Genomic DNA, 24,791 nt, shown 5'->3' with positions numbered 1-24,791 from the left:
ACTTCTTGACCAGCGTTCGTCTTGGTTTGATGACCAATTGGCGAATCGGGTGAGGGTTCACATGAACAAGCCTGCAGGTCTGTGGAAGGATCCCTCTTGGTCGCCTCGAGCACCTCTAATATTAATAACGCTGCAACCGCTATCGATTCAAACAGCACTGATGGTGCAAAGAGTCGCCTCTCATTCGCAAAGATTCACGAGCCGCTTGACGTGCCGAATCTGCTTGCACTCCAGACCGAGAGCTTTGACTGGCTCGTCGGCAACGAGCGCTGGCAGGGCCGCATGGAAACCGCCGTGAATGCCGGCGATGACAGCGTGGCCGTCACCTCCGGTCTGTCCGATATCTTCGAAGAGATCTCCCCGATTGAAGACTTCCAGGGCACCATGTCCCTGTCCTTCACGGAACCGGAGTTCGCCGACCCCAAGTTCACGGTTGACGAGTGCAAGGACCGCGACGCCACGTACGCCGCGCCGCTGTACGTCAAGGCTGAGTTCATGAACAACCTCACGGGTGAAATCAAGCAACAGACCGTGTTCATGGGCGATTTTCCGCTCATGACCAACAAGGGAACGTTCGTCATCAACGGCACCGAGCGTGTTGTTGTGTCCCAGCTGGTCCGTTCCCCGGGCGCCTACTTTGAGCGCACCGCGGACAAGACCAGTGACAAGGAAATCTTCACCGCCAAGATCATCCCCTCCCGGGGAGCCTGGTTTGAGCTGGAGATTGACAAGCGCGACCAGGTCGGCGTGCGCCTTGACCGCAAGCGCAAGCAGTCCGTCACTGTGCTGTTGAAGGCCCTTGGCTGGACCGAAGGCCAGATCCTGGAGGAGTTCGGCGAGTTCGACTCCATCCGTGCCACGCTGGAAAAGGATGCCACCACCGGTCGCGAAGACGCGTTGCTGGACATCTACCGCAAGCTTCGCCCGGGCGAGCCGCCGACGGTTGACGCCGCCGACGCGCTGCTGCACAACCTGTACTTCAACTCCAAGCGCTACGACCTCGCCAAGGTTGGCCGCTACAAGATCAACCGCAAGCTGGGCATTGACATGCCCCTGAGCAGCCCCGACGCATCGGTGCTGAGCGTTGATGACATCGTGGCCATGATCAAGTACCTGGTCACCCTCCACGCCGGTGGCAAGACCACCAAGGGCATCCGCGATGGCGCCGAGGTTGACCTGCGCGTTGACGTGGACGACATCGACCACTTTGGCAACCGCCGCATCCGCGCAGTTGGTGAGCTCATCGAGAACCAGGTCCGCACCGGCCTGTCCCGCATGGAGCGTGTTGTGCGCGAGCGCATGACCACTCAGGACGTCGAGGCCATCACGCCGCAGACGCTGATCAACATCCGCCCCGTGGTGGCTGCGATCAAGGAGTTCTTCGGAACCTCCCAGCTCTCGCAGTTCATGGACCAGAACAACCCGCTGGCCGGCCTGACGCACAAGCGCCGCCTGTCCGCGCTGGGCCCGGGCGGTTTGTCCCGTGACCGCGCCGGCATGGAAGTCCGTGACGTCCACCCCTCGCACTACGGCCGCATGTGCCCTATTGAAACCCCTGAAGGCCCGAACATCGGCCTGATCGGTTCCCTGGCTTCCTACGGCCGCATCAACCCGTTCGGCTTCATCGAAACCCCGTACCGCCGGGTCAAGGAAGGCGTCGTCTCCGACGAGGTCGACTACCTGACCGCCGACGACGAGGTGGACGTTGTCATCGCCCAGGCTAACGCGCCCTTGAGTGATGAAAACCACTTCACCGAGGAAATGGTGCTGGTCCGCCAGCGCGGCGGTGGCGGCGAGCCTGTCCTGATCCCGGCCGGCGAGGTCGAGTACATGGACGTGTCCCCGCGCCAGATGGTGTCCGTGGCAACCGCCCTGATCCCGTTCCTGGAGCACGACGACGCCAACCGCGCCCTGATGGGTGCGAACATGCAGCGCCAGGCTGTGCCGCTGGTCCGGTCCGAGGCCCCGTTTGTGGGCACCGGCATGGAGCGCGCCACGGCTGTTGACGCCGGTGACGTGGTCATCGCCAAGAAGGCCGGTGTGGTTTCCGAGGTTTCCGCCGACATCGTCGTGATGTTGAACGACGACGGCACCGAGACCAACTACCCGATCGCCAAGTACCAGCGTTCCAACCAGGGCACCGCCTACAACCAGCGTGTCCTGGCCTCCGAGGGCCAGCGCCTGGAAGTAGGCGGCATCATTGCCGACGGTCCGGCAACGGACCTGGGCGAGCTTGCCCTGGGCAAGAACCTCCTGGTTGCCTTCATGTCCTGGGAAGGCCACAACTACGAGGATGCCATCATCCTTTCGCAGCGCATTGTTGCCGAAGATGTGCTTTCCTCGATCCACATCGAAGAGCATGAGATTGACGCCCGCGACACCAAGCTTGGTGCCGAGGAAATCACCCGGGACATCCCGAACGTTTCCGAGGAAATCCTGGCCGGCCTGGACGAGCGCGGCATCATCCACATCGGTGCCGAAGTTGAGGCCGGCGACATCCTGGTAGGCAAGGTCACCCCCAAGGGTGAAACCGAGCTGACCCCGGAGGAGCGCCTGCTCCGTGCCATCTTCGGTGAGAAGAGCCGCGAAGTTCGCGACACTTCCCTGAAGGTGCCCCACGGCGAGTCCGGCACCGTCATTGGCGTCCGTGTCTTTGACCGCGACTCCGACGACGACCTTCCCCCCGGCGTGAACCAGCTGGTTCGCGTGTACGTCGCCAACAAGCGCAAGATCACCGATGGTGACAAGCTTGCCGGCCGCCACGGGAACAAGGGTGTCATCTCCAAGATCCTGCCGATCGAGGACATGCCGTTCCTTGCCGACGGAACCCCCGTTGACATTGTCCTGAACCCGCTGGGTGTTCCGGGCCGCATGAACGTGGGCCAGGTGCTCGAAACCCACCTCGGCTGGGTTGCCAAGACCGGTTGGAAGATCGAAGGCGAGCCGGAGTGGGTGCAGAAACTGCCCAATCTGCCGCGTGAAATCGGCCAGACGAGGGTTGCCACCCCCGTGTTCGACGGTGCCCTTGAAGAGGAAATTACCGGCCTGCTCGACTCGACGAACGTGACCCGTGACGGCGACCGCCTGATCGATTCCTCCGGCAAGACGCTCCTGTTCGACGGCCGCTCCGGCGAGCCGTTCCCGGACCCGGTTTCCGTGGGCTACATGTACATCCTCAAGCTCCACCACCTGGTGGATGACAAGATCCATGCCCGCTCCACCGGGCCGTACTCCATGATCACCCAGCAGCCGCTGGGCGGTAAGGCCCAGTTCGGCGGCCAGCGCTTTGGTGAGATGGAAGTGTGGGCGCTGGAGGCTTACGGTGCCGCCTACACCCTGCAGGAGCTGCTCACGATCAAGTCCGATGACATTCACGGCCGCGTGAAGGTCTACGAGGCGATCGTCAAGGGCGAGAACATCCCTGAGCCCGGCATTCCTGAATCCTTCAAGGTGCTGATCAAGGAAATGCAGTCGCTGTGCCTGAACGTGGAAGTCCTTTCCACCGATGGCACCACGATTGAGATGCGTGACTCGGATGAAGAAGTCTTCCGGGCCGCGGAGGAGCTGGGCATCGACCTGTCACGGGCCGAGCCGAACTCTGTCGAAGAGGTTTAACAGTACGACGGCGGCACCCAGCCGTGCCGCCGTCGTCACCCACCTCTTTCCGTACCCGCCTAGACATTCAGACTTAGAGAATTAGAGAGAACAGGACCCATATGTCCAGCGAATCCTCCTTCGGCCTCATGCAGATCGGCCTGGCCACCGCGACTGATATTCGCGACTGGTCCCACGGCGAAGTCAAGAAGCCGGAAACCATCAACTACCGCACGCTCAAGCCTGAAAAGGACGGCCTCTTCTGCGAGAAGATCTTTGGCCCGTCCCGGGACTGGGAGTGCTACTGCGGCAAGTACAAGCGCGTGCGCTTCAAGGGCATCATCTGTGAGCGGTGTGGCGTTGAAGTCACCCGCGCCAAGGTGCGTCGTGAGCGCATGGGCCACATTGAGCTGGCGGCACCCGTCACCCACATCTGGTACTTCAAGGGCGTCCCGTCACGCTTGGGCTACCTGCTGGACCTGGCCCCGAAGGACCTTGAAAAGGTCATCTACTTCGCTGCCTACATGATCACCAGCGTCGACGACGAAGCACGTCACGCCGAGCTGCCGAACCTCCAGACCGAGCACGATCTGGAGAAGAAGCGCATGGTTGACACGCGTGACTCCGACATCGCCACGATCGCCCGCGACCTCGAAAACGAGATTGCGCGCCTCGAGGGCGAGGGTGCCAAGGCAGCCGACAAGAAAAAGGCCCGCGACTCCGCGGACCGCCAGATGGCCAATGTGCGCAAGCGCGCCGATGCGGACATCGACCGCCTCGAGCAGGTTTGGGACCGTTTCAAGGGCCTGAAGGTTGCCGACCTCGAAGGCGACGAGGCCCTGTACCGCGAACTTCGTGACCGCTACGGCATGTTCTTCGAAGGTTCCATGGGTGCCGAGGCCATCAAGAAGCGCCTTGAGACCTTTGACATGCCCGGTGAAGCGGAGATCCTGCGCGACATCATCCAGAACGGCAAGGGCCAGCGCAAGACCCGCGCCCTCAAGCGCCTGAAGGTTGTCAATGCATTCCTGACCACCAACAACAGCCCGCTGGGCATGGTCCTGGACGCCGTCCCGGTCATCCCGCCGGAACTGCGACCCATGGTCCAGCTCGACGGTGGCCGTTTCGCCACCTCGGACCTGAACGACCTCTACCGCCGCGTGATCAACCGCAACAACCGTCTCAAGCGCCTGCTTGACCTGGGTGCTCCGGAGATCATCGTCAACAACGAAAAGCGCATGCTGCAGGAAGCCGTTGACTCGCTGTTCGACAACGGCCGCCGCGGCCGTCCGGTCACCGGACCGGGCAACCGTCCGTTGAAGTCTCTCTCCGACATGCTCAAGGGCAAGCAGGGCCGCTTCCGCCAGAACCTTCTGGGAAAGCGCGTCGACTACTCGGGCCGTTCCGTCATTGTTGTTGGTCCGCAGCTGAAGCTGCACCAGTGTGGCCTGCCCAAGCAGATGGCGCTGGAGCTCTTCAAGCCGTTCGTGATGAAGCGCCTGGTTGATTTGAACCACGCACAGAACATCAAGAGCGCCAAGCGCATGGTGGAGCGTTTCCGTCCCCAGGTGTGGGATGTTCTCGAAGAGATCATCACCGAACACCCCGTGCTGCTCAACCGTGCACCAACCCTGCACCGTTTGGGCATCCAGGCGTTCGAGCCGCAGCTTGTTGAAGGCAAGGCCATCCAGCTTCACCCGCTGGTTTGTGGTGCCTTCAACGCCGACTTCGACGGTGACCAGATGGCAGTGCACCTGCCGCTGAGCCCCGAGGCCCAGGCCGAGGCCCGCATCTTGATGCTGTCCTCGAACAACATCCTGAAGCCTTCCGACGGACGCCCCGTGACCCTGCCGTCGCAGGATATGATCATCGGCCTGTACCACCTGACCACCAAGCGCATTGGTGCTGTCGGCGAGGGCCGGATCTTCTCCACGCCGGCTGAGGCTGTCATGGCGCACGACGCCGGCCAGCTGCACTTGAACTCGCAGGTCAAGATCCGCTTGTCGGACTTTGTCCCGAATGCAGGCTGGGAGGCTCCCGAAGGTTGGGAAGCTGGCCAGCCGGCCATCGTGGCCACGTCACTGGGCCAGGTCATCTTCAACGAGACCCTGCCCGCCGACTACCCGTGGGTTGAAGAGGTTGCCGACAAGGGCCAGCTCTCCGAGATCGTCAATGACCTTGCGGAGCGCTACCCGAAGGTGGTCGTGGCGGCAACGCTGGACAACCTGAAGGATGCGGGCTTCTACTGGGCCACCCGATCGGGCATCACCGTTGCGATCTCCGACATTGAGGTGCCGAAGGCAAAGCCTGCCATCCTCGAAGGTTACGAGGTCAAGGCCGCCAAGGTTCAGGCACAGTTCGACAAGGGCCTGATCGCTGACGAGGAGCGCCGCCAGGAGCTCATCGACATCTGGAACCAGGCAACCAACGAGATCGCTGATGCGATGCGGGCCTCGATGCCCACATCCAACACGATCAACCGCATGGTTTCCTCCGGTGCCCGAGGCAACTGGATGCAGGTTCGCCAGATTGCCGGTATCCGCGGCCTTGTGGCCAACCCGAAGGGTGAAATTATTCCCCGTCCGATCAAGTCCTCCTACCGTGAGGGCCTGTCGGTCTTGGAATACTTCATTGCCACCCACGGTGCCCGCAAGGGCCTGGCCGATACGGCTCTCCGTACGGCAAACTCGGGCTACCTGACCCGCCGCCTGGTTGACGTGTCGCAGGATGTCATTGTTCGTGAAGATGACTGTGGCACCGAGCGCGGACTGACCCTGCCGATCGCTGTCGTTGATTCGTTGGGTGAAATCCAGCTGCACGAGGAAGTCGAGAACAGCGTGTACGCACGCACCTTGGCTGCCGACGTGGTGGATTCTTCCGGCACCGTCCTGGCCACCGCCGGCGACGACGTCGGGGATGTCCTCATTGCCAAGCTGTTCGCGGCCGGCATTGAGGAGATCAAGGTCCGCTCCGTGCTGACCTGTGAGTCCACGGTGGGTACCTGTGCACTGTGCTACGGCCGCTCGCTGGCCACCGGCAAGACGGTGGACATCGGTGAGGCCGTTGGCATCATCGCGGCGCAGTCCATCGGCGAGCCCGGCACGCAGCTGACCATGCGTACCTTCCACACCGGTGGTGCCGTTTCGGCCAGCCGTGGCGAGGACATCACGCAGGGCCTGCCCCGTATCCAGGAGCTCTTCGAAGCACGTACCCCGAAGGGTGTCGCGCCGATCGCTGAGGCTGCCGGTCGCATCAACATTGATGAGTCCGAGCGCACCATGCGTTTGATCCTGACACCGGACGACGGTACCGAAGAGATCGCCTACCCGGTCCTGCGCCGTGCCCGCCTGCTGGTTGCAGACGGCGAGCACGTCGTGGTTGGCCAGAAGCTGATCGTCGGCGCTGTCGACCCGAAGCAGGTCCTGCGCATCCTCGGCCCGCGTGCCGCACAGAAGCACCTCGTTGAGGAAGTCCAGGGCGTGTACCGCAGCCAGGGCGTTGGCATCCACGACAAGCACGTGGAGGTCATTGTCCGCCAGATGCTCCGTCGAGTAACGGTCATCGAGTCCGGTGACTCGAAGCTGCTGCCCGGCGAGCTTGCCGAGCGCGGCCGCTTCGAGACGGAAAACCGCCGCGTCGTGTCCGAAGGCAAGAAGCCGGCCTCGGGCCGTAACGAGCTCATGGGCATCACCAAGGCCTCGCTGGCCACCGAGTCCTGGCTCTCCGCCGCTTCGTTCCAGGAGACCACCCGCGTTCTGACGCAGGCGGCCATGGAAGGCAAGTCGGACCCGCTGCTGGGACTGAAGGAGAATGTCATCATCGGTAAGCTGATCCCGGCTGGTACGGGTCTGCCGCGCTACACCAACGTCACGGTGGAGCCGACCGAAGAAGCCAAGGCCAACCTGTTCACGGGTCCGAGCGCGTTCAGCGACTTCGACTACGTGGGCGGCGTGGGCGACCTTGGTGCCGAGTTCCGTGCCATCCCCTTGGATGACTATGATCTGGGCACCAACTTCAGCGGCTAGTCCCCTGCTCGGCCCACTATTGGATCGCTAGCGATCCAATAGTGGGCCCCTCGGAGCTGTGGGCCCAACGTGTCTGCGTAGTTTGGGCGCGTGGGCCCATCCCGGTGGTCGAGCCTGGCTGGACCACCAAATAATGCACGACGGCGGTGACTTACCCTCACGGGGTGAGTCACCGCCGTCGTGCTTTAAGCCAAGGACACGCCCCCATAAGGTGGGGGAGCGGCCGATTTCAGGGCGGGGCATCGTCCGTGGTATCGTAGAGACTAATTGTTAGTGTGGCAGTGGATAAGAGCGCTCATTTTCCTCAGGTTTCGACCGGGAAGGTGGATGCGGGTCCGGGTTGTACGGTTCTTGTACAGCGAATGCCACATTTTTGCATGCCTAGGCGCTGTGAAGTCGCCCAAGTCTGCGGCTACCAGTAAAAGGCTCTTCCCCGGCGGACGATGGCCGGGAAAAGCGACACGAGAAACATCTCGAGAAAACAACGGAGAACACGAAAGTGCCTACGATTAACCAGCTGGTCCGAAAGGGCCGGACACCCAAGGTCACGAAGACCAAGGCTCCCGCATTGAAGGGCAGCCCCATGCGTCGCGGCGTTTGCACGCGCGTTTACACAACCACCCCGAAGAAGCCGAACTCGGCTCTGCGTAAGGTCGCACGTGTGCGCCTCAACGGCGGCGTGGAAGTTACCGCTTACATCCCCGGTGTAGGCCACAACCTCCAGGAGCACTCCATTGTGCTCGTCCGCGGAGGCCGTGTTAAGGACCTTCCCGGTGTTCGTTACAAGATCGTCCGTGGCGCATTGGATACCCAGGGCGTTAAGAACCGCAAGCAGGCCCGCAGCCGCTACGGTGCAAAGATGGAGAAGAAGTAATATGCCTCGCAAGGGTCCGGCCCCCAAGCGGCCGCTAGTTGTAGATCCCGTATACGGCTCCCCGTTGGTCACTCAGCTGATCAACAAGGTCCTGGTTGACGGCAAGAAGTCCACCGCAGAGCGCATCGTTTACGGTGCACTTGAAGGCGTTCGCGAAAAGACGGGCGGCGATCCCGTTGCTGCCCTGAAAAAGGCCATGGAAAACATCAAGCCGAGCCTTGAGGTGAAGTCCCGCCGTGTTGGTGGAGCCACCTACCAGGTTCCGGTTGAAGTCAAGCCCGGCCGTCAGACCGCCTTGGCCCTTCGCTGGCTGGTTGGCTACTCAAAGGCCCGCCGCGAGAAGACCATGACCGAGCGTCTGCGCAACGAAGTTCTGGATGCCTCCAACGGTCTCGGTGCCGCTGTCAAGCGTCGCGAAGACACCCACAAGATGGCAGAGTCCAACAAGGCCTTCGCCCATTACCGCTGGTAACTAGAGCCGTGAGGGTGGTTACCCCAGGCGCCAGCGTCAGGGGGCGAACCACCCGCAAGCTCATCTCTAGAAAAGGGAGAAACCGTGGCACAGGACGTGCTTACAGACCTTACCAAGGTCCGCAACATCGGCATCATGGCCCACATTGATGCCGGCAAGACCACCACTACTGAGCGCATCTTGTTCTACACGGGTGTGAACCACAAGATCGGCGAAACGCACGACGGTGCTTCGACGACTGACTGGATGGAACAGGAAAAGGAACGCGGCATCACCATCACGTCTGCCGCCGTGACCTGCTTCTGGAACAACAACCAGATCAACATCATTGACACTCCCGGCCACGTTGACTTCACGGTTGAGGTTGAGCGCTCCCTGCGTGTGCTCGATGGCGCCGTTGCTGTCTTCGATGGCAAGGAGGGCGTTGAGCCGCAGTCCGAGACCGTTTGGCGCCAGGCTGACAAGTACAACGTTCCGCGCATCTGCTTCGTCAACAAGATGGACAAGCTGGGTGCTGATTTCTACTTCACGGTAGACACCATCATCAACCGCCTCGGTGCGAAGCCGCTCGTCATGCAGCTGCCGATCGGCGTCGAGAGCGAATTCACCGGCGTCGTAGACCTGCTGACCATGAAGGCCTTCGTCTGGGCCGGCGATTCCAAGGGCGACGTCACCATGGGTGCCGCGTACGAAATCAAGGAGATCCCCGCGGATCTGCAGGAAAAGGCTGAAGAGTACCGCGCAGCCCTCATTGAGGCAGCTGCAGAGTCCTCCGAAGAGCTCATGGAGAAGTACCTCGAAGGCGAAGAGCCTTCCATCGAGGAACTGAAGGCCGGCATTCGCAAGCTGACCGTGAACTCCGAGATCTACCCGGTGTTCTGTGGATCTGCTTTCAAGAACCGCGGCGTGCAGCCGATGCTTGATGCCGTCATCGACTACCTGCCGAACCCGCTGGACGTTGGCGCCATGATCGGTCACGATCCTCGCGACGAGTCCATCGAGATCAAGCGCGAGCCGAGCGAGACGGAGCCGTTCTCGGCTCTGGCCTTCAAGATCGCAACGCACCCGTTCTTCGGCCAGTTGAACTTCATCCGCGTCTACTCGGGCCGGGTGGTTTCCGGCACGCAGCTGCTGAACTCAACGAAGCAGAAGAAGGAACGCATTGGCAAGCTCTTCCAGATGCACGCCAACAAGGAAATGCCGGTGGACGAAATCCACGCAGGTCACATCTATGCAGTGATAGGCCTCAAGGACACCACCACCGGCGACACCCTGTGCGATCCGGCGAACCCGATCGTTCTTGAGTCGATGACCTTCCCCGAACCCGTGATCTTTGTGGCCATTGAGCCGAAGACCAAGGGTGACCAGGAGAAGCTGTCCACGGCCATCCAGAAACTCTCCGCTGAGGACCCGACGTTTACCGTCACTCTCAACGTAGACACCGGCCAGACCGAAATTGGCGGCATGGGCGAGCTCCACCTGGACATCCTGGTGGACCGCATGCGCCGCGAATTCAACGTTGAAGCCAACGTTGGCAAGCCGCAGGTTGCGTACCGCGAAACCATCAAGCGCGCGGTCCCCAAGTACGACTACACGCACAAGAAGCAGACCGGTGGTTCAGGCCAGTTCGCTAAGATCCAGATTGCCATTGAGCCGTTGGATACTGCCGAAGGTGCAATGTACGAGTTCAACAACAAGGTCACCGGTGGCCGTGTTCCGCGTGAATACATCCCCAGCGTTGACCAGGGCATTCAGTCTGCAATGCCTGACGGCGTGCTGGCCGGCTACCCGATGGTTGGCATCAAGGCCTCGCTGCTTGACGGTGCGTCCCACGATGTTGACTCTTCCGAAATGGCCTTCAAGATTGCCGGTCGCATGGCATTCAAGGAAGCCGCCCGGCTGGCCAACCCCATCCTGCTCGAACCGTTGATGGAAGTTGAAGTCCGCACCCCTGAGGAATACATGGGTGAAGTTATCGGTGACATCAACTCCCGCCGTGGCCAGATGCAGTCCATGGAGGACGCAAGCGGTGTCAAGGTCATCAAGGCTCTTGTTCCCCTGTCCGGCATGTTCGGTTACATCGGTGACCTCCGGTCCAAGACCCAGGGCCGCGCCGTGTACTCGATGAAGTTCGACAGCTACTCTGAGGTCCCGAAGGCTGTTGCCGACGAGATCATCCAGAAGGCGCGCGGCGAATAACCGCACTTTTGCTTGGGCCTGTTTGTCACTTTATGCTTGAACAGGCCCAAGCAAGCAGTAATTTCCTAAAAATCAAAAGCCCCCAGTAGACTTGCTACGAATTTGGTGACGAACAGCGTCGCCGAGAGCAAGCCAACAAAAAACGTTCTAGGAGGAACCCGTGGCGAAGGCAAAGTTCGAGCGGACTAAGCCGCATGTTAACATCGGCACCATCGGTCACGTTGACCATGGTAAGACCACGTTGACGGCTGCCATTTCCAAGGTACTGTACGACAAGTACCCCACACTCAACGAGCAGCGTGATTTCAGCTCCATCGACTCGGCCCCCGAGGAGAAGCAGCGCGGTATTACGATCAACATCTCCCACGTTGAGTACCAGACCGAGAAGCGCCACTACGCACACGTAGACGCCCCCGGTCACGCCGACTACATCAAGAACATGATCACCGGTGCTGCCCAGATGGACGGCGCAATCCTGGTGGTTGCTGCGACTGACGGCCCGATGGCCCAGACCCGCGAGCACGTTCTGCTGGCCCGCCAGGTTGGTGTTCCCTACCTGTTGGTCGCCCTGAACAAGTCCGACATGGTTGACGACGAAGAACTCCTCGACCTGGTCGAAATGGAAGTTCGCGAACTCCTCTCCTCACAGGGCTTCGACGGCGACGAGGCACCGGTTATCCGCGTCTCGGGCCTGAAGGCGCTCGAAGGCGACCCCAAGTGGGTCAAGTCCGTTGAGGACCTGATGGATGCAGTGGACAACCACGTTCCGGACCCGATCCGCGACAAGGACAAGCCGTTCCTGATGCCGGTTGAAGATGTCTTCACGATCACTGGCCGTGGCACCGTTGTTACGGGCCGCGCCGAGCGTGGAACCCTCAAGATCAACTCTGAAATTGAGATTGTCGGAATCCGTCCGGTCCAGAAGACCACGGTGACCGGTATCGAAATGTTCCACAAGCAGCTCGACGAGGCTTGGGCCGGCGAGAACTGTGGTCTGCTGCTGCGCGGCATCAAGCGCGAAGACGTAGAGCGTGGCCAGGTCATCGTGAAGCCGGGTTCCATTACCCCGCACACGAACTTCGAAGGCAACGTCTACATCCTTGCCAAGGATGAGGGCGGGCGTCACAACCCGTTCTACTCCAACTACCGCCCGCAGTTCTACTTCCGCACCACGGATGTTACCGGCGTCATCACCCTGCCCGAGGGCACGGAAATGGTCATGCCCGGCGACAACACCGAAATGACCGTTGAGCTGATCCAGCCCATCGCCATGGAAGAGGGCCTCGGCTTCGCCATCCGCGAAGGCGGCCGCACCGTTGGTTCAGGTCGCGTTACCAAGATCATCAAGTAACCTTCGTAAGTCACTTGGATCTGTAGGGAAGGCCCCCAGCTTAGGCTGGGGGCCTTCCTTTTTTATTTGCCGGCGTACGGGAGTCCGGGGCTGTTGTGAGACGGGGCCGCGGCGCCGGGTTATCCGGCGTCCGCCAGTGCCATGCCGTCCACGATCCCCTGGACGAAAGTAACGTCGGGATCGCCGTCCGGTGCCACCGCCAGCAGCGTCAGGCCGAAGAATGCGCATCCGGGGAAGAGGACACCGGTGATGGTGGCCAGGCGCGGAACCTCATCCGGATCCCTGTACGCTACGGCGACAGCATAGCTTTGCTTTCCTGCGCTTTGCAGGCGGCCCTCGGTGAGCACCCTGCCGCCAAATTCGTCCTGGTAGTAGGCGGCCATTTTCTGGGCCCACTCCATGGCCTGAGCATAGTCGTGGACCTGCCCGTCATCGCGGACGAGGGAGACATAGGCACCGCCGGGAAGGCTGAATTGTTCAGTGCCGGCTCCGGCGCTGGATTCCTCCACTCGAAAGGACCCGTCTGGCAGCTGGGTTGTGAATCCGATGTCTGAACTAAACTCGATGGTCACTGTTCCTGGGCCTCTCGATGGGGATCAATGTTCCGTTACTGTGTTGCTGCGGCAGCCGCCACAGGGGAGAGCCTAGCGCTACTTCATCGTGATCGGCTCGTAGTCCGTGCCATGCGGCGCCTTGTACCCCGTGGAGGCGTTGGTGGTCACCTCGGACGTGGAGCCCACCTTGAGGCTGGCCACGCCGGAGTCGAAGTCCACCAGGTTGGCCTCAGCGCTTGAGACAACGTTTGCCTGGACCGTGACTCCGGACGCATGGTATATCCTTGCCAGGTCCGCCCCTGCCGCCATGGGGTCTCCGGATGCGGAGTTGGCCAGGTAGCTCTTGATGAGTTCCTCGTTGGCCGGCGTGTTGTAGATTTCCATCTGTACGGAGCCTTGCACCCCGGCACCGCCGGTGGCACCCATGCCGTCCTTTTGCCCGGCAAGTGTGCCCGCGGCGTCTTCACGGACTTCCACGGAACTCTCCAGGGTGCCCTTGACCGACAGGGTGAGCTTTTGAATGCTGTGGTCATCGTTCATGGAGAGCTTGATGCCAGCCTCGCCGTTGCCGCTGAGCTTTTGCCCGTCACCCAGATCCAGCTTGGCATCGGCCTTTGCGGTGGCCGTCGCCGTGGAGGAACCGTCGCTGAGATTCTGCTCGTAGGCCATCTCGAGTTTTGCCGATCCGTGGACGTCTGCGCTGAGCTTGCCGTCAATACCCGCCGAGATGGTTCCCTTGGCACTGTCAAAGTGGTTCACGGCGCCGTGCTGCCCTGCAGCATGGTCGAGTGTTCCCATCAGATAGCCGACGGGGCTGCTAATGGCGTCCTTGGCCGCGCCCAAGTCGTCCGGTGGGAGGTCCTGCGTCATTTGGTTAAGCGCGGCCTGTGCGTCGGCGAGGCTCTTGAACTTGTAGCTTCGGCTGAGTTCGCCAGTCAGCGTGGCGTTCGCGCCCCCCTTTGTCCCCGGAGTGTTGACGCCTCCGCCGATGTCGCCGGAGACCTTCAACATGGCGGAGCCGTCTGCGTTTTGGGTGATGTCCGTGCCAATGTGCGCACCGCCGTGGACCCAGGCGAGCTGGCCGTCAATGCCGAATTTCTCCTTGCTCGAGTACATGGGGATGGATGCCTTGGCGTTCTTCACCAGGACGTCGTTGGCGGCCTGCCGTGCGTCCGCGGGAAGTTTCCCTTCCAAGGCGGCAAGCTGCAAAGCCAATGGCACCTTGTTCGCATCCTGCCCGTTGAGCAGGAGGTTCCTTTCTACGGCGGAGAGGGAATTCCACCAGGCTGCGACATCCTCCTTGGAAGCGTCGCGCATCGAGTCAAGCTGCACCTCCAAGTCCGACTGGTCGTCCGGGGTCCCGCCGGGCAGGGGTTTGCCCCGGCCCCCTCCACCGTCTACGGCAGATGCGCTCTCCTGCTCCCCGGCCTGTGTCAACAGGGCGTTGGCGGTGGTCCTCAAAAAGTCCCGTGCCCGGGTCATTTGTGGGCGCATGCCCCCTGACCAGTCGGCGCGGAACCGTGAGGCGTCCGCGCCCTGCCAGCGGGCGTGCAGGATCACCGGATGCAAGAGCTGCACGGTGCGGTCCAGCTGATCCGAGGAGGTGCTGAAAAGTGTGGCCAACTCCCGCAGTTGGGCGGGATCCGCCCCAAGCATTTGGTCGTTCATGGCTGTCCATTCGCAGGTGGGGGCCGCGGAATCGGCGGTCCTCCGTAGGTCAGGGGTTCTCCTTGAACCGTATCCGGCGCCGGCATGCCCTGCGATGGGGAGTCGTCCCCATGGGCAGAAGAATGTGCCCCGATATGCTTGCATCATGACGCAAAACCAGTCCTTCCAGCGCCCCGGCAAATCGGCCAGCACTGCGCTGGGTGCGGGAGGCAACCTGGTGGCTGCCGTCATTGTCGCATTGTTTGGACTGGCCCTCCTTGGCTTTGGCCAGGCGATGTTTCGCGCAGGTGATTCCGGAAGGGAGACCGCCCAGCAGTTGCTGGCCGGCGGGCAGGACGGCATGGTTGACGACGCGAGGGCCAACATCGGGCGCGGGCAGGACGGCACCTGGCACGTCTATGAAATGAAGCTGGCGTTCACCGGCAGCGATGGCGTCGCCCACAGCCTTTCCACGAACCACTTTCCACGCTTCTCCCCGCCCATCAATGCCGAGCCCGGCTGGACCTCCGACTTTCCAACGAAACAGGAGGTGGTCGGCCAGCACGTCAAGTACCGTCTTGGCGATCAACCCGCCGTGGCGTTGGTGGGGGAGTTGCCGGGGCTGGTGGCCGCGCCGCGAACCTTTGCGAATTATCTTGGACTTGCGCTCGGTGCACTGGGCATTGCAGCGCTCCTTGGCGCGGCTGCAGTCACGTTCCGCTCCTTCCGCAAAAGTAGGCAGTTGGCCCGGTCCTGAAATGAGACTCTAAACTCCCCGGAGGGGCTCCGTTTGGACCGCCTCAGCCAATGGGGTTCTGACCTTCCTGGACAAGTTATCCCCAATTGATGGATTTATCGCCCCTGCCGGTCGCTCCCTGACCTAAACTGGGAATTCGCCGTTAGTAAGGGAAGTCCATGACCCACCGTCGGAAGCCGCCAGCAGGGGCAGCCGCTCCGCAATGGCCGGCACAGCTCAACGAGGCCTATCGCAAGGGTTTCCTTGACGGCCATCTGGCCGGGTGGCGCGATGCCGTGGGCGGTCCCGCCTCTGTTGCAGCCGCCTCCGGGCACAATGGCGGCACGACGACGGACCCCGCCACGGTGCCGGATCCCACTTCCCCTCCCGTGCCCGGCATGACGCCACGGCGTCCCGGGTCGGTCGCAGCCGGGTCAGCCCCAGCTGGCCCAGCCAACCAGGGTGTGCCCCCTTCGCTTGCAGTCCCTTCGGCAGAAGCTGGGTGGGATACGGCCGGCCACCCGCCGTTGTCCGCGCGCCCGCCGGCAGTCCCGCAAGGAAAATGGGAGCAGGCGGCACGGCCGGACCCCGTGGCGCTGGCCGCCAGGAAGGCAAAACGGGAAACCCAAAACATCAACATCACGCTGTACATTGCCAGCCTGCTCATGGTGGCCGCGGCCGCGCTGTTTGTCGCCAGCAGCCTTCCGGTTCCGGCCCGACTCATCGGTGTCTGGACCGCGGCGGTACTGTTTTACGGTGCGGGGCTGGCCCTGCACGGCACCATGGCCAGGCTGCGGCCGGCGGCAGCCGCCTTCACCGGAACCGCGCTGGCCATCATTCCCTTTGCCGGCCTGGCCACCTACAACCTTGGCTTCCCCCATGCCGCCGGAGTGTGGTTGCTGACGTCACTGGTGGGCACGGCCGCCTACATTTTGGCGGCCGTCAGGCTGAACAGCCCCCTGGTGGGTTACCTGTCAATGGCATTCCTGCTGTCCACGGCATGGTCGTCGGTTGCAGTCCTTGGAGCCGCCCTGGCCTGGTATTTCACCGCCCTGATCGTGTTCTCGGCGGTGTTGTACCTGGCCGGGCACCTCCTGGGCCGCCAGGCTGCCGGGCCGGACGGAAAGCCCGGCCTTTACGCCAAGCCGCTGGCCGAGCTCGGCCCGTGGTTTGCGCCCGCGGGGCTTGCCGGCTCCCTGGTGTTTTCCCTGGCGCTCAGCGCCGGCGACCATGCCATGGTTCTGCTGGCCGGAGCACTCTACTACGCCGTCATGGCCTGGCTGGACGCAGCACCCATGCGCCGCTGGAATTTCCTGGGCCTGCGCCTGTCACTGACATTGGCGGCGCCGTTTGTTGGCTGGCTATGGGGAGGGACGTTCGCCTGGGCCGTGGGGGTCATGGCCTTGGTACTGGCGGTACAAGCGGTAGCCATGGCCCAAGCACAGGCTAGACTTGGCGCGTGGATGCGGCGCCCCGGGTGGCCGCGCCTGGACGTGTTCATCAGCGTCCCCGCGGTGGCGCTGCTTTCCGCCGTGTGGAGCGTTTCGGTCGCAGCGTCCAGGCACGACGCCGGCGCGTGGGTCTGGAGCCCGGCCCTGCCACTGGTGTTGGGCATGATCGTGGCGATGGCCGCCGTGCCTCCCCTTCTGCCGGTCGGGGAATGGCTGCCGCTGCCGGCGATTGCGGCGGCCGTGTTTTGTTCGCCGGTTCTGGCCGCGCAGGACTGGATGATCCTGCTCGCTGTTGCCCTGGCCTACTCGGTGGCCCGGTTTGCCACGTCCAAGAACGTGGCCGTGCGGCGGATCATGCTCGTTGCTGCCCGCGTCCTGCTGACGGCACTGGTGGCCACGGCGCTGGCAGCGTATGTTCCGGCCCAGGACGGAAAGGCGGAAATCATCATGGCCGCCGTGGCTGTCATCGCGGCCGGGCAACTGCTGGCGGACACCGCCATGGCTCGCCTTGGGGTCCCGAACCCCGTGACGGCCTGGTCCGGAACGGCGTGGGCTGTGGTGGGGACAACGCTTTTTGCCGTCCTGGCCGCGGAGTATGCCTGGGCTGGCGGACCCGGCGAATCTGCCCTGCGCGGTGCCATTGGATTCGCTGCCACGGCATCGGCCGTGGCCATGGCCGGTGCAGCGTTGACCCACTCCGCCGTGAACCTGCCCCGTCATGGCGCCTATGCGGTTGCCGAATTCATGGCTCCGGCTGTCGGCGTCGCGGCAACACTCAGCGCATTGGCGGTCCACGGGCAAGCGGGTGCCTCCGTGGGATGGGGTGCCCTCATGCTCTTCTCCATTGGCATGGGACTGCGCCTGCAGGGCAATGAACGGCCCGCGCACCGCTGGCTCTACTGGCGGGCGGCGCGGCTGGCATCACTTTTCCTGGCAGCTGCGCTCCATGGGATCTGGCGGGACCACGCATTGCCGCACTTGTTCGGCGGGGCCCCTGTCACATTGGGCATGGTGCTGCTGTTGGTGCTGGGCATTCACCTTGCCGTTCTGGCCGTTGCCCGGTGGCGCAACCATCGCGACTCCGGCCTCGAAGCTGATGACGCAGCGACATTGGGCCTGGTAGTGGTCATTGCCGCGGTTGACGCCGCCGTGACTGTCCTTGACCAGGCGGATCAGGCGGGCTGGTTGGCGACGGCCGCCGTCGGCCTCTGTGTTGCCGCCATCGCCTTCTTGGGTGTTGCCGCTGCCGTGCGGCCCGGCGGATGGGGAACCTCGGCGTGGCTGGCCCCGATTGCCATGGTGGCTGTGGCAGGGCTCCGGGCGGGGGACCGGCACACCCTGGAGGTGGTGCTGGCCGTGGTCGTGGCCTCCGCGGCCGTTTGCGCGGTCAAGGCTGCCGGCCACCGGCTGCGGAGCGCGCATTTCCTGTTGGGGTGCGCTGCCGCCACGGCATTGATTGGCACCCTGGTTGCGGAGTTCACGTCCAGCCCCACGGTTCTGTCGCTGGTGCTGTGCGCCCTGCTGGTGCTCCAGCTTGGCGTGCAGTGGCTGGTACGGCGCCCGGCGGCGGTGCCGGTGGTGGGCGAGCCGGCCGTGCTGCGGGTCAGCCTGTGGCTGCTGCTGGCCGGCCAGTCGGTCCTGCCGCTGGCATACATCGTTGATGCCGGTGGCCTGGGCCTTTACAGTGGGGGCCACCGGTGGGTGGTGACACTTGAGCTTGCCGTGCTGGCCGTGTCCTCGGTTGCCGCGCAATCAGCGTTCCGCCAACGGGCGGCGTCGTATCTGGCCATATTCTCCGTGGCCTGCGGGGCTGCCGTCATGGCGCCGGTCGCATGGCCGGGCGCCACGGCGCTGGTCTTGGCCGCGTTAAGCGTCGCTGCCATTGCATGGCGGTGCCTCCATACGCCCAAAACGGGGGAGATGCGCTGGTACTGGCTGGCCGCCACCGGAGTATACCTGGTGACTGCAGCCGTGGTGGACCACGACGCCGGGGCCGGGATCTTTGCCCTCACGTGGCTCGTCTCAGGCCTGGCATTTGTTGCCGGCGCACACGTGCAAAAGCTTCCGTGGCTGACCTTGCCGGGCGCCCTGATGGTGTTGCTGGCGGCGGCCCTGATGCGGACACAGGTGCTGGAGACAACCGGGCTGCCCGGATTCTCGTCCTTTGCCGGCTTTGTAGTGCTGCTGGGAGCCCTGTACCTTGTCCGGCTGGTGTTCTCGTTCCTGGCAGGGGTTGCCCCGGTGCAGCACTGGAGCGTGTTGGTGGTTGCCCTGGGCGGCGGCCTGGTCTTTGCGCTGATGTCCATGGCGGACAGGGATTTTGTACTCCTTGGCGCCGCTGCCTTCACGGCGGTTGCGGCGCTGGCCCGCCTTGAGGCGCCCGCGCCCTTGCGGCGGGCAGTGACGGACGTTGCGGTGGTGGCAGCTGCCCTGGCCTGGTTCTGGGCCAGTTCCGTTCACATTCCCCTTGGCGCCTTCTGGCTGGTGCAATGGCTGGCCGTGGCGGTTGGCGTGCTGGCGGCCATCCGCCATGGGGCCGGCCAGCCTCGCGCCGCGAACGGACTGCTGCTGGGCGCGGCCATCCTGGCCAGCGTTGGGGGCCTGATGACGTTCTTCAGCGGTGAGTCCCTTCAGCAGCTGGTGTCGCTGCTGTTGTTCGCGGCACTGATGGTCGTAGGCCTGACCGCGGACAACCGCAGGTTGACCATCTGGGGCGCCATCGGTGTTGCCACGGCAGTGCTGTGGTACCTCCGGGGCTTTACCTTTGTACTGCTGGCGCTGCTGGCCCTGGCGCTCATTGGCTTCGCGGTTTGGCGCCTGAACCGCAAGAAGCCCGCCGCCGCCGGTGCCCCGCCACTGCTGACGGGGCACCACCCGCCAAGCCCCCACTGGCAGGCCAGCCATCAACAGGCAGGCCCGCAGGTACCGCCGGTCCCGGTCCCGCAGTACCCGTCGGCTCCGCCTCAGTACCCGTCGGCTCCGCCGCAGTACCCGCCGGCGCCGCCGCAGTACCCGCCGGCGCCGCCGCAGTAGCTGCCATAAGACGGATGCCGGCCCAACTGGCGGCGCCATCGTGCTGGCGTCGTCATCGATGTGCGGCCGTCAGCGCACGCCCCTGGTCCTGACCTGCGGCAGTCGCTGCGGCCGTCACCGCACTCCCTTGACCTGTCCCACGGCAGCCGCACCGGCCAGCGCCGTGAGGCCGGAGGCCAGGAACAGCCACGTGAAACCGCCGGTGGCGCTGACCAAGAGGGCGCCCAGCATGGGAGCGAACGCCTGCGGTACGGTCAAGGCAATGTTCATGATGCCCAGGTCCTTTCCGCGGGACAGCTGGTCGGGAAGGACTTCGGTGGCCAGCGCCTGGTCCACCGACAGGAAGCATCCGTAGCCCAGGCCCAGCAGCGCGGCGGCAACCGTGGCGGCGCTGAAACTTGGCACGAACGCCAGGACCAGCGCGGCCACTGCCTGGAGCACCGACGCCAGAAACACGAACGAACGGCGGCGGCCCAGCTTGTCGGAGAGCCTGCCCAGCCACAGCGAGGCGATGATCACGAACACCATGTAGACCAGGGTGAGGATGATCAGCGAACCTTCGGCGTCGGGAAGGTGCAGGCCATACATAAGGAAGTACAGCAGCAGGCTGGTGCCGAAGGCGTTGCCAAGATTCACCAGGACGCGGCTTAGCAGCGTCCAGCCAAAGTCGGGGAAGCGGCGCGGGCTGATCCACAGGCTGTCCACCAGGGATCGAAACGTCAACGGCCCCATCAGCCCCGGCGGCAGCACCTGGTCTGGAACCAGCAGGAGGAAGGGAAGGCCCAGCACCACCAGCAGGGCAGCCACCAGCGCGTAGCCGGCAAAAGTGCCCAGGGCCAGGGCCGTCACCAAGACCAGGCCGGCGATGATGCCGATGGCCTGCGGTGCGGAAATCCAACCCGAAACATATCCCCGCTGGTTGACGGGGACCTGGTCGGAAATGGCCGCTGTCAAGGCAGCGGTAAGTACGCAAAAAAACGTGCTGGCGGCCACCCAGCAGATGCCGATTCCCAGCAGGGACGTTTGCAGGCCCAGCACCACCAGGGAGATGGCGAATCCGGCAGTGCCCGCGGCGATCCAGGGCCTGCGGCGGCCAAAACGGGACGTGGTGCGGTCGGAGAAGGCGCCCGTCAAAGGGTAGGCAACAAGGGCAAAGACTCCGGCGATCCCGGAGATCGTGCCGAAACCCAGCACATTATCCACCCAGTGGGAAGCGTGGAGGAATCGTTCAATCTGCAGTGGCAGCAACAGTTGCACCGGTGTCAACTGGGCGATCCACACGCCAAACCAGCTCAACGCAAAGAGCGTGATCCACCCGCCGGTGACCCTCCGTGTGGGAATGGCTGCCACGGAACGGGCAGGGCCGCCGTGGTCTATGGTGATGGCTTCCCCTGCGTTATGGTCCTTCGCCAAGTTGCGTTTGGTGATTCTGCTCACGTCTGTAGCTTCTCATGGCCGTCAATGCCGGGCCCGGCGCCGGCGAACCCTCGTCCCCCGGCAGCGGCTGTACCCCCTCCGGTTGGCGTTTACCGCCGGATTCCGGCATACTTATTGAGTTGTTCAAGTGCCTTTTCGTGTCCCGGTCGAGATAATGCTCGATGCAGGGTCCAAGCTAAGGCCCAAACATAACCCACCTTCGCAAAACTTTGCGGGTACGTGCGCGAACTATTCGCGACACGCCCGACCGCGGGGGTCGGAGCTTCGGCGGATTGAGGAACCCGGAACTATCCGGATTCAGTTCGTTGGAAGCGTGGCGGGAATGCCACATTGAACAGGTAAAAGTAAACAGCGTTTACGTCAACAGCATCGCTCCCATCAGGATGCTTCGTTACAGGAAAGAGAGTCACGACGCCATGGCGGGACAAAAAATCCGCATCCGGCTGAAGTCATATGACCACGAGGTCATTGATGTTTCAGCCCGGAAGATCGTTGAGACGGTCACGCGCGCAGGTGCGACGGTAGTTGGCCCCGTGCCGCTGCCCACCGAGAAGAACATTTACTGCGTAATTCGTTCGCCTCACAAGTACAAGGACAGCCGCGAGCACTTCGAAATGCGCACGCACAAGCGTCTGATCGACATCATCGACCCCACGCCGAAGGCGGTGGATTCGCTTATGCGTCTCGACCTGCCGGCCGACGTGAACATCGAAATCAAACTGTAGGGAGGTGCTGAGAAACTATGACCGCGACCCGAAACACTAAGGGCATCCTGGGCACGAAGCTCGGCATGACCCAGGTCTGGGACGAGAACAACAAGCTTGTTCCCGTAACCGTCGTCCAGGCCGATTCCAATGTCGTCACCCAGCTGCGCAACGCAGAAGTTGATGGCTACACCGCAGTTCAGATCGGCTACGGCCAGATCGATCCGCGCAAGGTGACCAAGCCGCTGGCCGGCCACTTTGACAAGGCGGGCGTCACACCCCGCCGTCACGTCGTCGAACTGCGCACCGCAGACGCCGACAGCTACGCCCTCGGCCAGGAGCTCTCCGTGGAGATCTTCGAAGCTGGCCAGAAGGTCGACGTCGTCGGCACTTCAAAGGGTAAGGGCTTTGCCGGCGTTATGAAACGCCACGGCTTCAAGGGTGCCCCGGCATCCCACGGTGCCCACAAGAACCACCGTAAGCCCGGTTCCATCGGTGGCGCGTCCACCCCAGGCCGCGTTTTCAAGGGTGTCCGTATGGCTGGCCGTATGGGTGCCGAGCGCGTAACGACCATGAACCTCACGGTTCACGGTGTTGACGCGCAGAAGTCGCTGCTGCTGATCAAGGGTGCCGTTCCCGGCGCCCGCGGCTCGGTCGTCCTGGTACGCACCGCCGTGAAGGGAGCATAACAAAATGGCTACTGTAAAGGTTGATCTGCCTGCAGAGATCTTCGACGTACAGACCAACGTGCCGCTGTTGCACCAGGTCGTCGTTGCTCAGCTTGCTGCTGCACGCCAGGGTACCCACAAGACCAAGACCCGCGCTGAAGTATCCGGTGCCGGCCGCAAGCCGTTCGCACAGAAGGGTACCGGCCGTGCCCGTCAGGGTTCCATCCGGGCCCCTCACATGACCGGCGGTGGCGTTGTCCACGGTCCGACCCCTCGTGACTACAGCCAGCGCACCCCCAAGAAGATGAAGGCAGCGGCTTTGCGCGGCGCCCTCTCTGACCGGGCACGCAACGGACGCATCCACGTGCTTTCAGAACTGGTTTCCGGCGCCACGCCGTCCACCAAGGCTGCCAAGGCTGCACTTGCCGGCGTCTCCGATCGTAAGAACCTTTTGGTTGTTATCGAGCGCGCCAACGACGTTGCTGCATTGAGCGTTCGCAACATCACCGACATCCACGTGCTGTACGTTGACCAGCTCAACACCTACGACGTGCTTGTTTCCGATGACATCGTCTTCACGCAGGCTGCCTACGACGTTTTCGTATCCGGACGCGCCGCTGCTGAAGCATTTGCTTCCAGCATGCTGTTGGTTGAAGACCTGGAATCCGCAGCGGTTGTTGATGGCGCCGAAGGCACCATCAAGGGCAACAAGGACTCCATGAAGTACCACGTGCCTGGTTCACGCTGGTACGACGCCACTGTGGCCGAGGTTTGGTTCGCAACAGTCGAGGACGCCAAGGCCGCAGGCTTTGTCCCCGCCGGCGGCGAAGCTGCCCAGACGATTGAGGAGGACGCCAAGTGAGCGCCGTCACCATCAAGGATCCGCGCGACGTAGTGCTTGCACCCGTCGTCTCGGAAAAGAGCTACGGCTTGATCGACGAAGGTAAGTACACCTTCCTGGTCGACCCCCGCTCGAACAAGACCGAGATCAAGCTGGCCGTGGAGAAAATCTTCTCCGTCAAGGTCGACTCGATCAACACCATCAACCGTGCCGGTAAGCGCAAGCGCACCAAGTTCGGATGGGGACAGCGCAAGAACACCAAGCGCGCGATTGTCTCCCTCAAAGAAGGCACAATCGACATCTTCGGCGGTCCGCTTTCATAAGCGGAGACCACTTTAACGAGGAAATATACTATGGGAATCCGTAAATACAAGCCGACAACCCCGGGCCGTCGTGGCTCGAGCGTTGCCGACTTCACTGAAATCACGCGGTCGACGCCGGAGAAGTCTCTGGTTCGTCCCCTGCCCAAAAAGGGTGGCCGCAACAACACCGGTCGTATCACGACGCGTCACAAGGGTGGTGGCCACAAGCGCCAGTACCGCCTGATTGACTTCCGTCGCCACGACAAGGACGGCGTCAACGCACGAGTGGCTGAGATCGAATACGATCCCAACCGCACCGCGCGCATTGCCCTCCTGCACTATGTGGACGGCACCAAGCGCTACATCGTGGCGCCGAACAAGCTCAAGCAGGGCGACTTTGTTGAAGCCGGCTCCGGAGCCGACATCAAGCCTGGCAACAACCTGCCGCTGCGCAACATCCCGGTGGGTACTGTTATCCACGCCGTGGAGCTGCGTCCCGGTGGAGGAGCCAAGATGGCCCGCTCCGCTGGAGCTTCCGTTCAGCTCGTCGCCAAGGAAGGCAAGTTCGCCCAGCTGCGTCTGCCCTCCGGCGAAATCCGCAACGTCGATGCGCGCTGCCGGGCCACCATCGGTGAAGTTGGAAACGCTGAGCAGTCCAACATCAACTGGGGCAAGGCTGGCCGCATGCGCTGGAAGGGCGTCCGCCCCTCCGTGCGTGGTGTCGCCATGAACCCGGTCGACCACCCCCATGGTGGTGGTGAAGGCAAGACCTCCGGTGGGCGCCACCCGGTCAACCCGAACGGTAAGGCCGAAGGCCGTACCCGCCGCCCCAACAAAGAGAGCGACAAACTTATTGTTCGTCGCCGTCGTACTGGCAAGAACAAGCGATAGGAGCCTGGAGAC

General features: G+C 62.9%; 16 protein-coding genes. 13 read left to right on the top strand and 3 right to left on the bottom strand.

Annotated features, from left to right (window positions below; genetic code table 11):
* Positions 1-96 precede the first annotated feature (96 nt).
* The 6 genes from rpoB to tuf all read left to right on the top strand — a co-directional run bounded on the left by rpoB (position 97) and on the right by tuf (position 12,515).
* Entirely contained in the window at positions 97-3,615 is a 3,519-nt protein-coding gene (gene rpoB / locus CVV68_RS11105; protein WP_110501063.1) for a DNA-directed RNA polymerase subunit beta, read from the top strand.
* A gap of 101 nt (positions 3,616-3,716) precedes the next feature.
* Entirely contained in the window at positions 3,717-7,619 is a 3,903-nt protein-coding gene (locus CVV68_RS11100) for a DNA-directed RNA polymerase subunit beta' (RefSeq protein ID WP_110501062.1), read from the top strand.
* 499 nt (positions 7,620-8,118) lie between these two features.
* Positions 8,119-8,493 carry a 30S ribosomal protein S12 gene (rpsL, locus tag CVV68_RS11095; RefSeq protein ID WP_038464715.1) on the top strand — a complete coding sequence of 125 codons (375 nt, stop codon included), beginning with the start codon at positions 8,119-8,121 and terminating at the stop codon, positions 8,491-8,493.
* Position 8,494: 1 nt separating this feature from the next.
* Positions 8,495-8,965 carry a 30S ribosomal protein S7 gene (rpsG, locus tag CVV68_RS11090; protein ID WP_054012305.1) on the top strand — a complete coding sequence of 157 codons (471 nt, stop codon included), beginning with the start codon at positions 8,495-8,497 and terminating at the stop codon, positions 8,963-8,965.
* Between the two features lie 84 nt (positions 8,966-9,049).
* Positions 9,050-11,164: an elongation factor G gene (gene fusA, locus CVV68_RS11085; RefSeq protein ID WP_110501061.1), complete on the top strand. Its 2,115-nt coding sequence runs from the start codon at positions 9,050-9,052 to the stop codon at positions 11,162-11,164.
* A gap of 160 nt (positions 11,165-11,324) precedes the next feature.
* Entirely contained in the window at positions 11,325-12,515 is a 1,191-nt protein-coding gene (gene tuf / locus CVV68_RS11080) for an elongation factor Tu (RefSeq protein ID WP_110501060.1), read from the top strand.
* Positions 12,516-12,634: 119 nt separating this feature from the next.
* Here tuf and CVV68_RS11075 read toward each other — a convergent pair whose 3' ends face one another.
* Positions 12,635-13,087, bottom strand: a complete 453-nt coding sequence (locus tag CVV68_RS11075) for a hypothetical protein (RefSeq protein WP_110501059.1) — start codon at positions 13,085-13,087, stop codon at positions 12,635-12,637.
* Between the two features lie 78 nt (positions 13,088-13,165).
* Complete coding sequence (locus tag CVV68_RS11070) at positions 13,166-14,737, bottom strand: WXG100 family type VII secretion target (RefSeq protein ID WP_110501058.1); 1,572 nt, start codon at positions 14,735-14,737, stop codon at positions 13,166-13,168.
* A gap of 145 nt (positions 14,738-14,882) precedes the next feature.
* Here CVV68_RS11070 and CVV68_RS11065 point away from each other — a divergent pair, with 145 nt between their 5' ends.
* Together CVV68_RS11065 and CVV68_RS11060 are read left to right on the top strand one after the other, a co-directional pair.
* Positions 14,883-15,473 (top strand): hypothetical protein, encoded by a 591-nt coding sequence (locus tag CVV68_RS11065; protein ID WP_110501057.1) that lies wholly within the window; start codon positions 14,883-14,885, stop codon positions 15,471-15,473.
* A 158-nt stretch (positions 15,474-15,631) separates the two neighbouring features.
* Complete coding sequence (locus CVV68_RS11060) at positions 15,632-19,936, top strand: hypothetical protein (protein ID WP_146238869.1); 4,305 nt, start codon at positions 15,632-15,634, stop codon at positions 19,934-19,936.
* A 114-nt stretch (positions 19,937-20,050) separates the two neighbouring features.
* Here the strand turns inward: CVV68_RS11060 and CVV68_RS11055 are convergent, their stop codons facing one another.
* Positions 20,051-21,373, bottom strand: coding sequence for an MFS transporter (locus tag CVV68_RS11055; RefSeq protein ID WP_245933477.1), 1,323 nt, complete (start codon positions 21,371-21,373; stop codon positions 20,051-20,053).
* A gap of 416 nt (positions 21,374-21,789) precedes the next feature.
* Here CVV68_RS11055 and rpsJ point away from each other — a divergent pair, with 416 nt between their 5' ends.
* From rpsJ to rplB, 5 genes are read left to right on the top strand one after another with little or no spacing between them, the layout of a single operon-like run.
* The gene (rpsJ, locus tag CVV68_RS11050; RefSeq protein ID WP_038464699.1) at positions 21,790-22,098 is read left to right on the top strand and encodes a 30S ribosomal protein S10; all 309 of its coding nucleotides are present in this window, start codon (positions 21,790-21,792) and stop codon (positions 22,096-22,098) included.
* 17 nt (positions 22,099-22,115) lie between these two features.
* On the top strand, positions 22,116-22,766 hold the full coding sequence (gene rplC / locus CVV68_RS11045; protein WP_110501055.1) for a 50S ribosomal protein L3: 651 nt from the start codon (positions 22,116-22,118) through the stop codon (positions 22,764-22,766).
* A gap of 4 nt (positions 22,767-22,770) precedes the next feature.
* Positions 22,771-23,607, top strand: a complete 837-nt coding sequence (gene rplD / locus CVV68_RS11040; RefSeq protein ID WP_110501054.1) for a 50S ribosomal protein L4, sunset domain variant — start codon at positions 22,771-22,773, stop codon at positions 23,605-23,607.
* Complete coding sequence (rplW, locus tag CVV68_RS11035; protein ID WP_110501053.1) at positions 23,604-23,909, top strand: 50S ribosomal protein L23; 306 nt, start codon at positions 23,604-23,606, stop codon at positions 23,907-23,909. The genes rplD and rplW overlap by 4 nt, the downstream gene beginning before the upstream one ends.
* A gap of 30 nt (positions 23,910-23,939) precedes the next feature.
* Entirely contained in the window at positions 23,940-24,779 is an 840-nt protein-coding gene (rplB, locus tag CVV68_RS11030; protein WP_110501052.1) for a 50S ribosomal protein L2, read from the top strand.
* The last annotated feature ends 12 nt before the right edge of the window (positions 24,780-24,791 follow it).

It is taken from the genome of Arthrobacter livingstonensis (genome assembly GCF_003219815.1).
In the GTDB taxonomy this organism is placed as follows: Bacteria; Actinomycetota; Actinomycetes; order Actinomycetales; family Micrococcaceae; genus Specibacter; species Specibacter livingstonensis.
The sequence above is the reverse complement of the archived record's forward strand: the minus strand, read 5'-3'. Positions and strand labels throughout refer to the sequence as shown.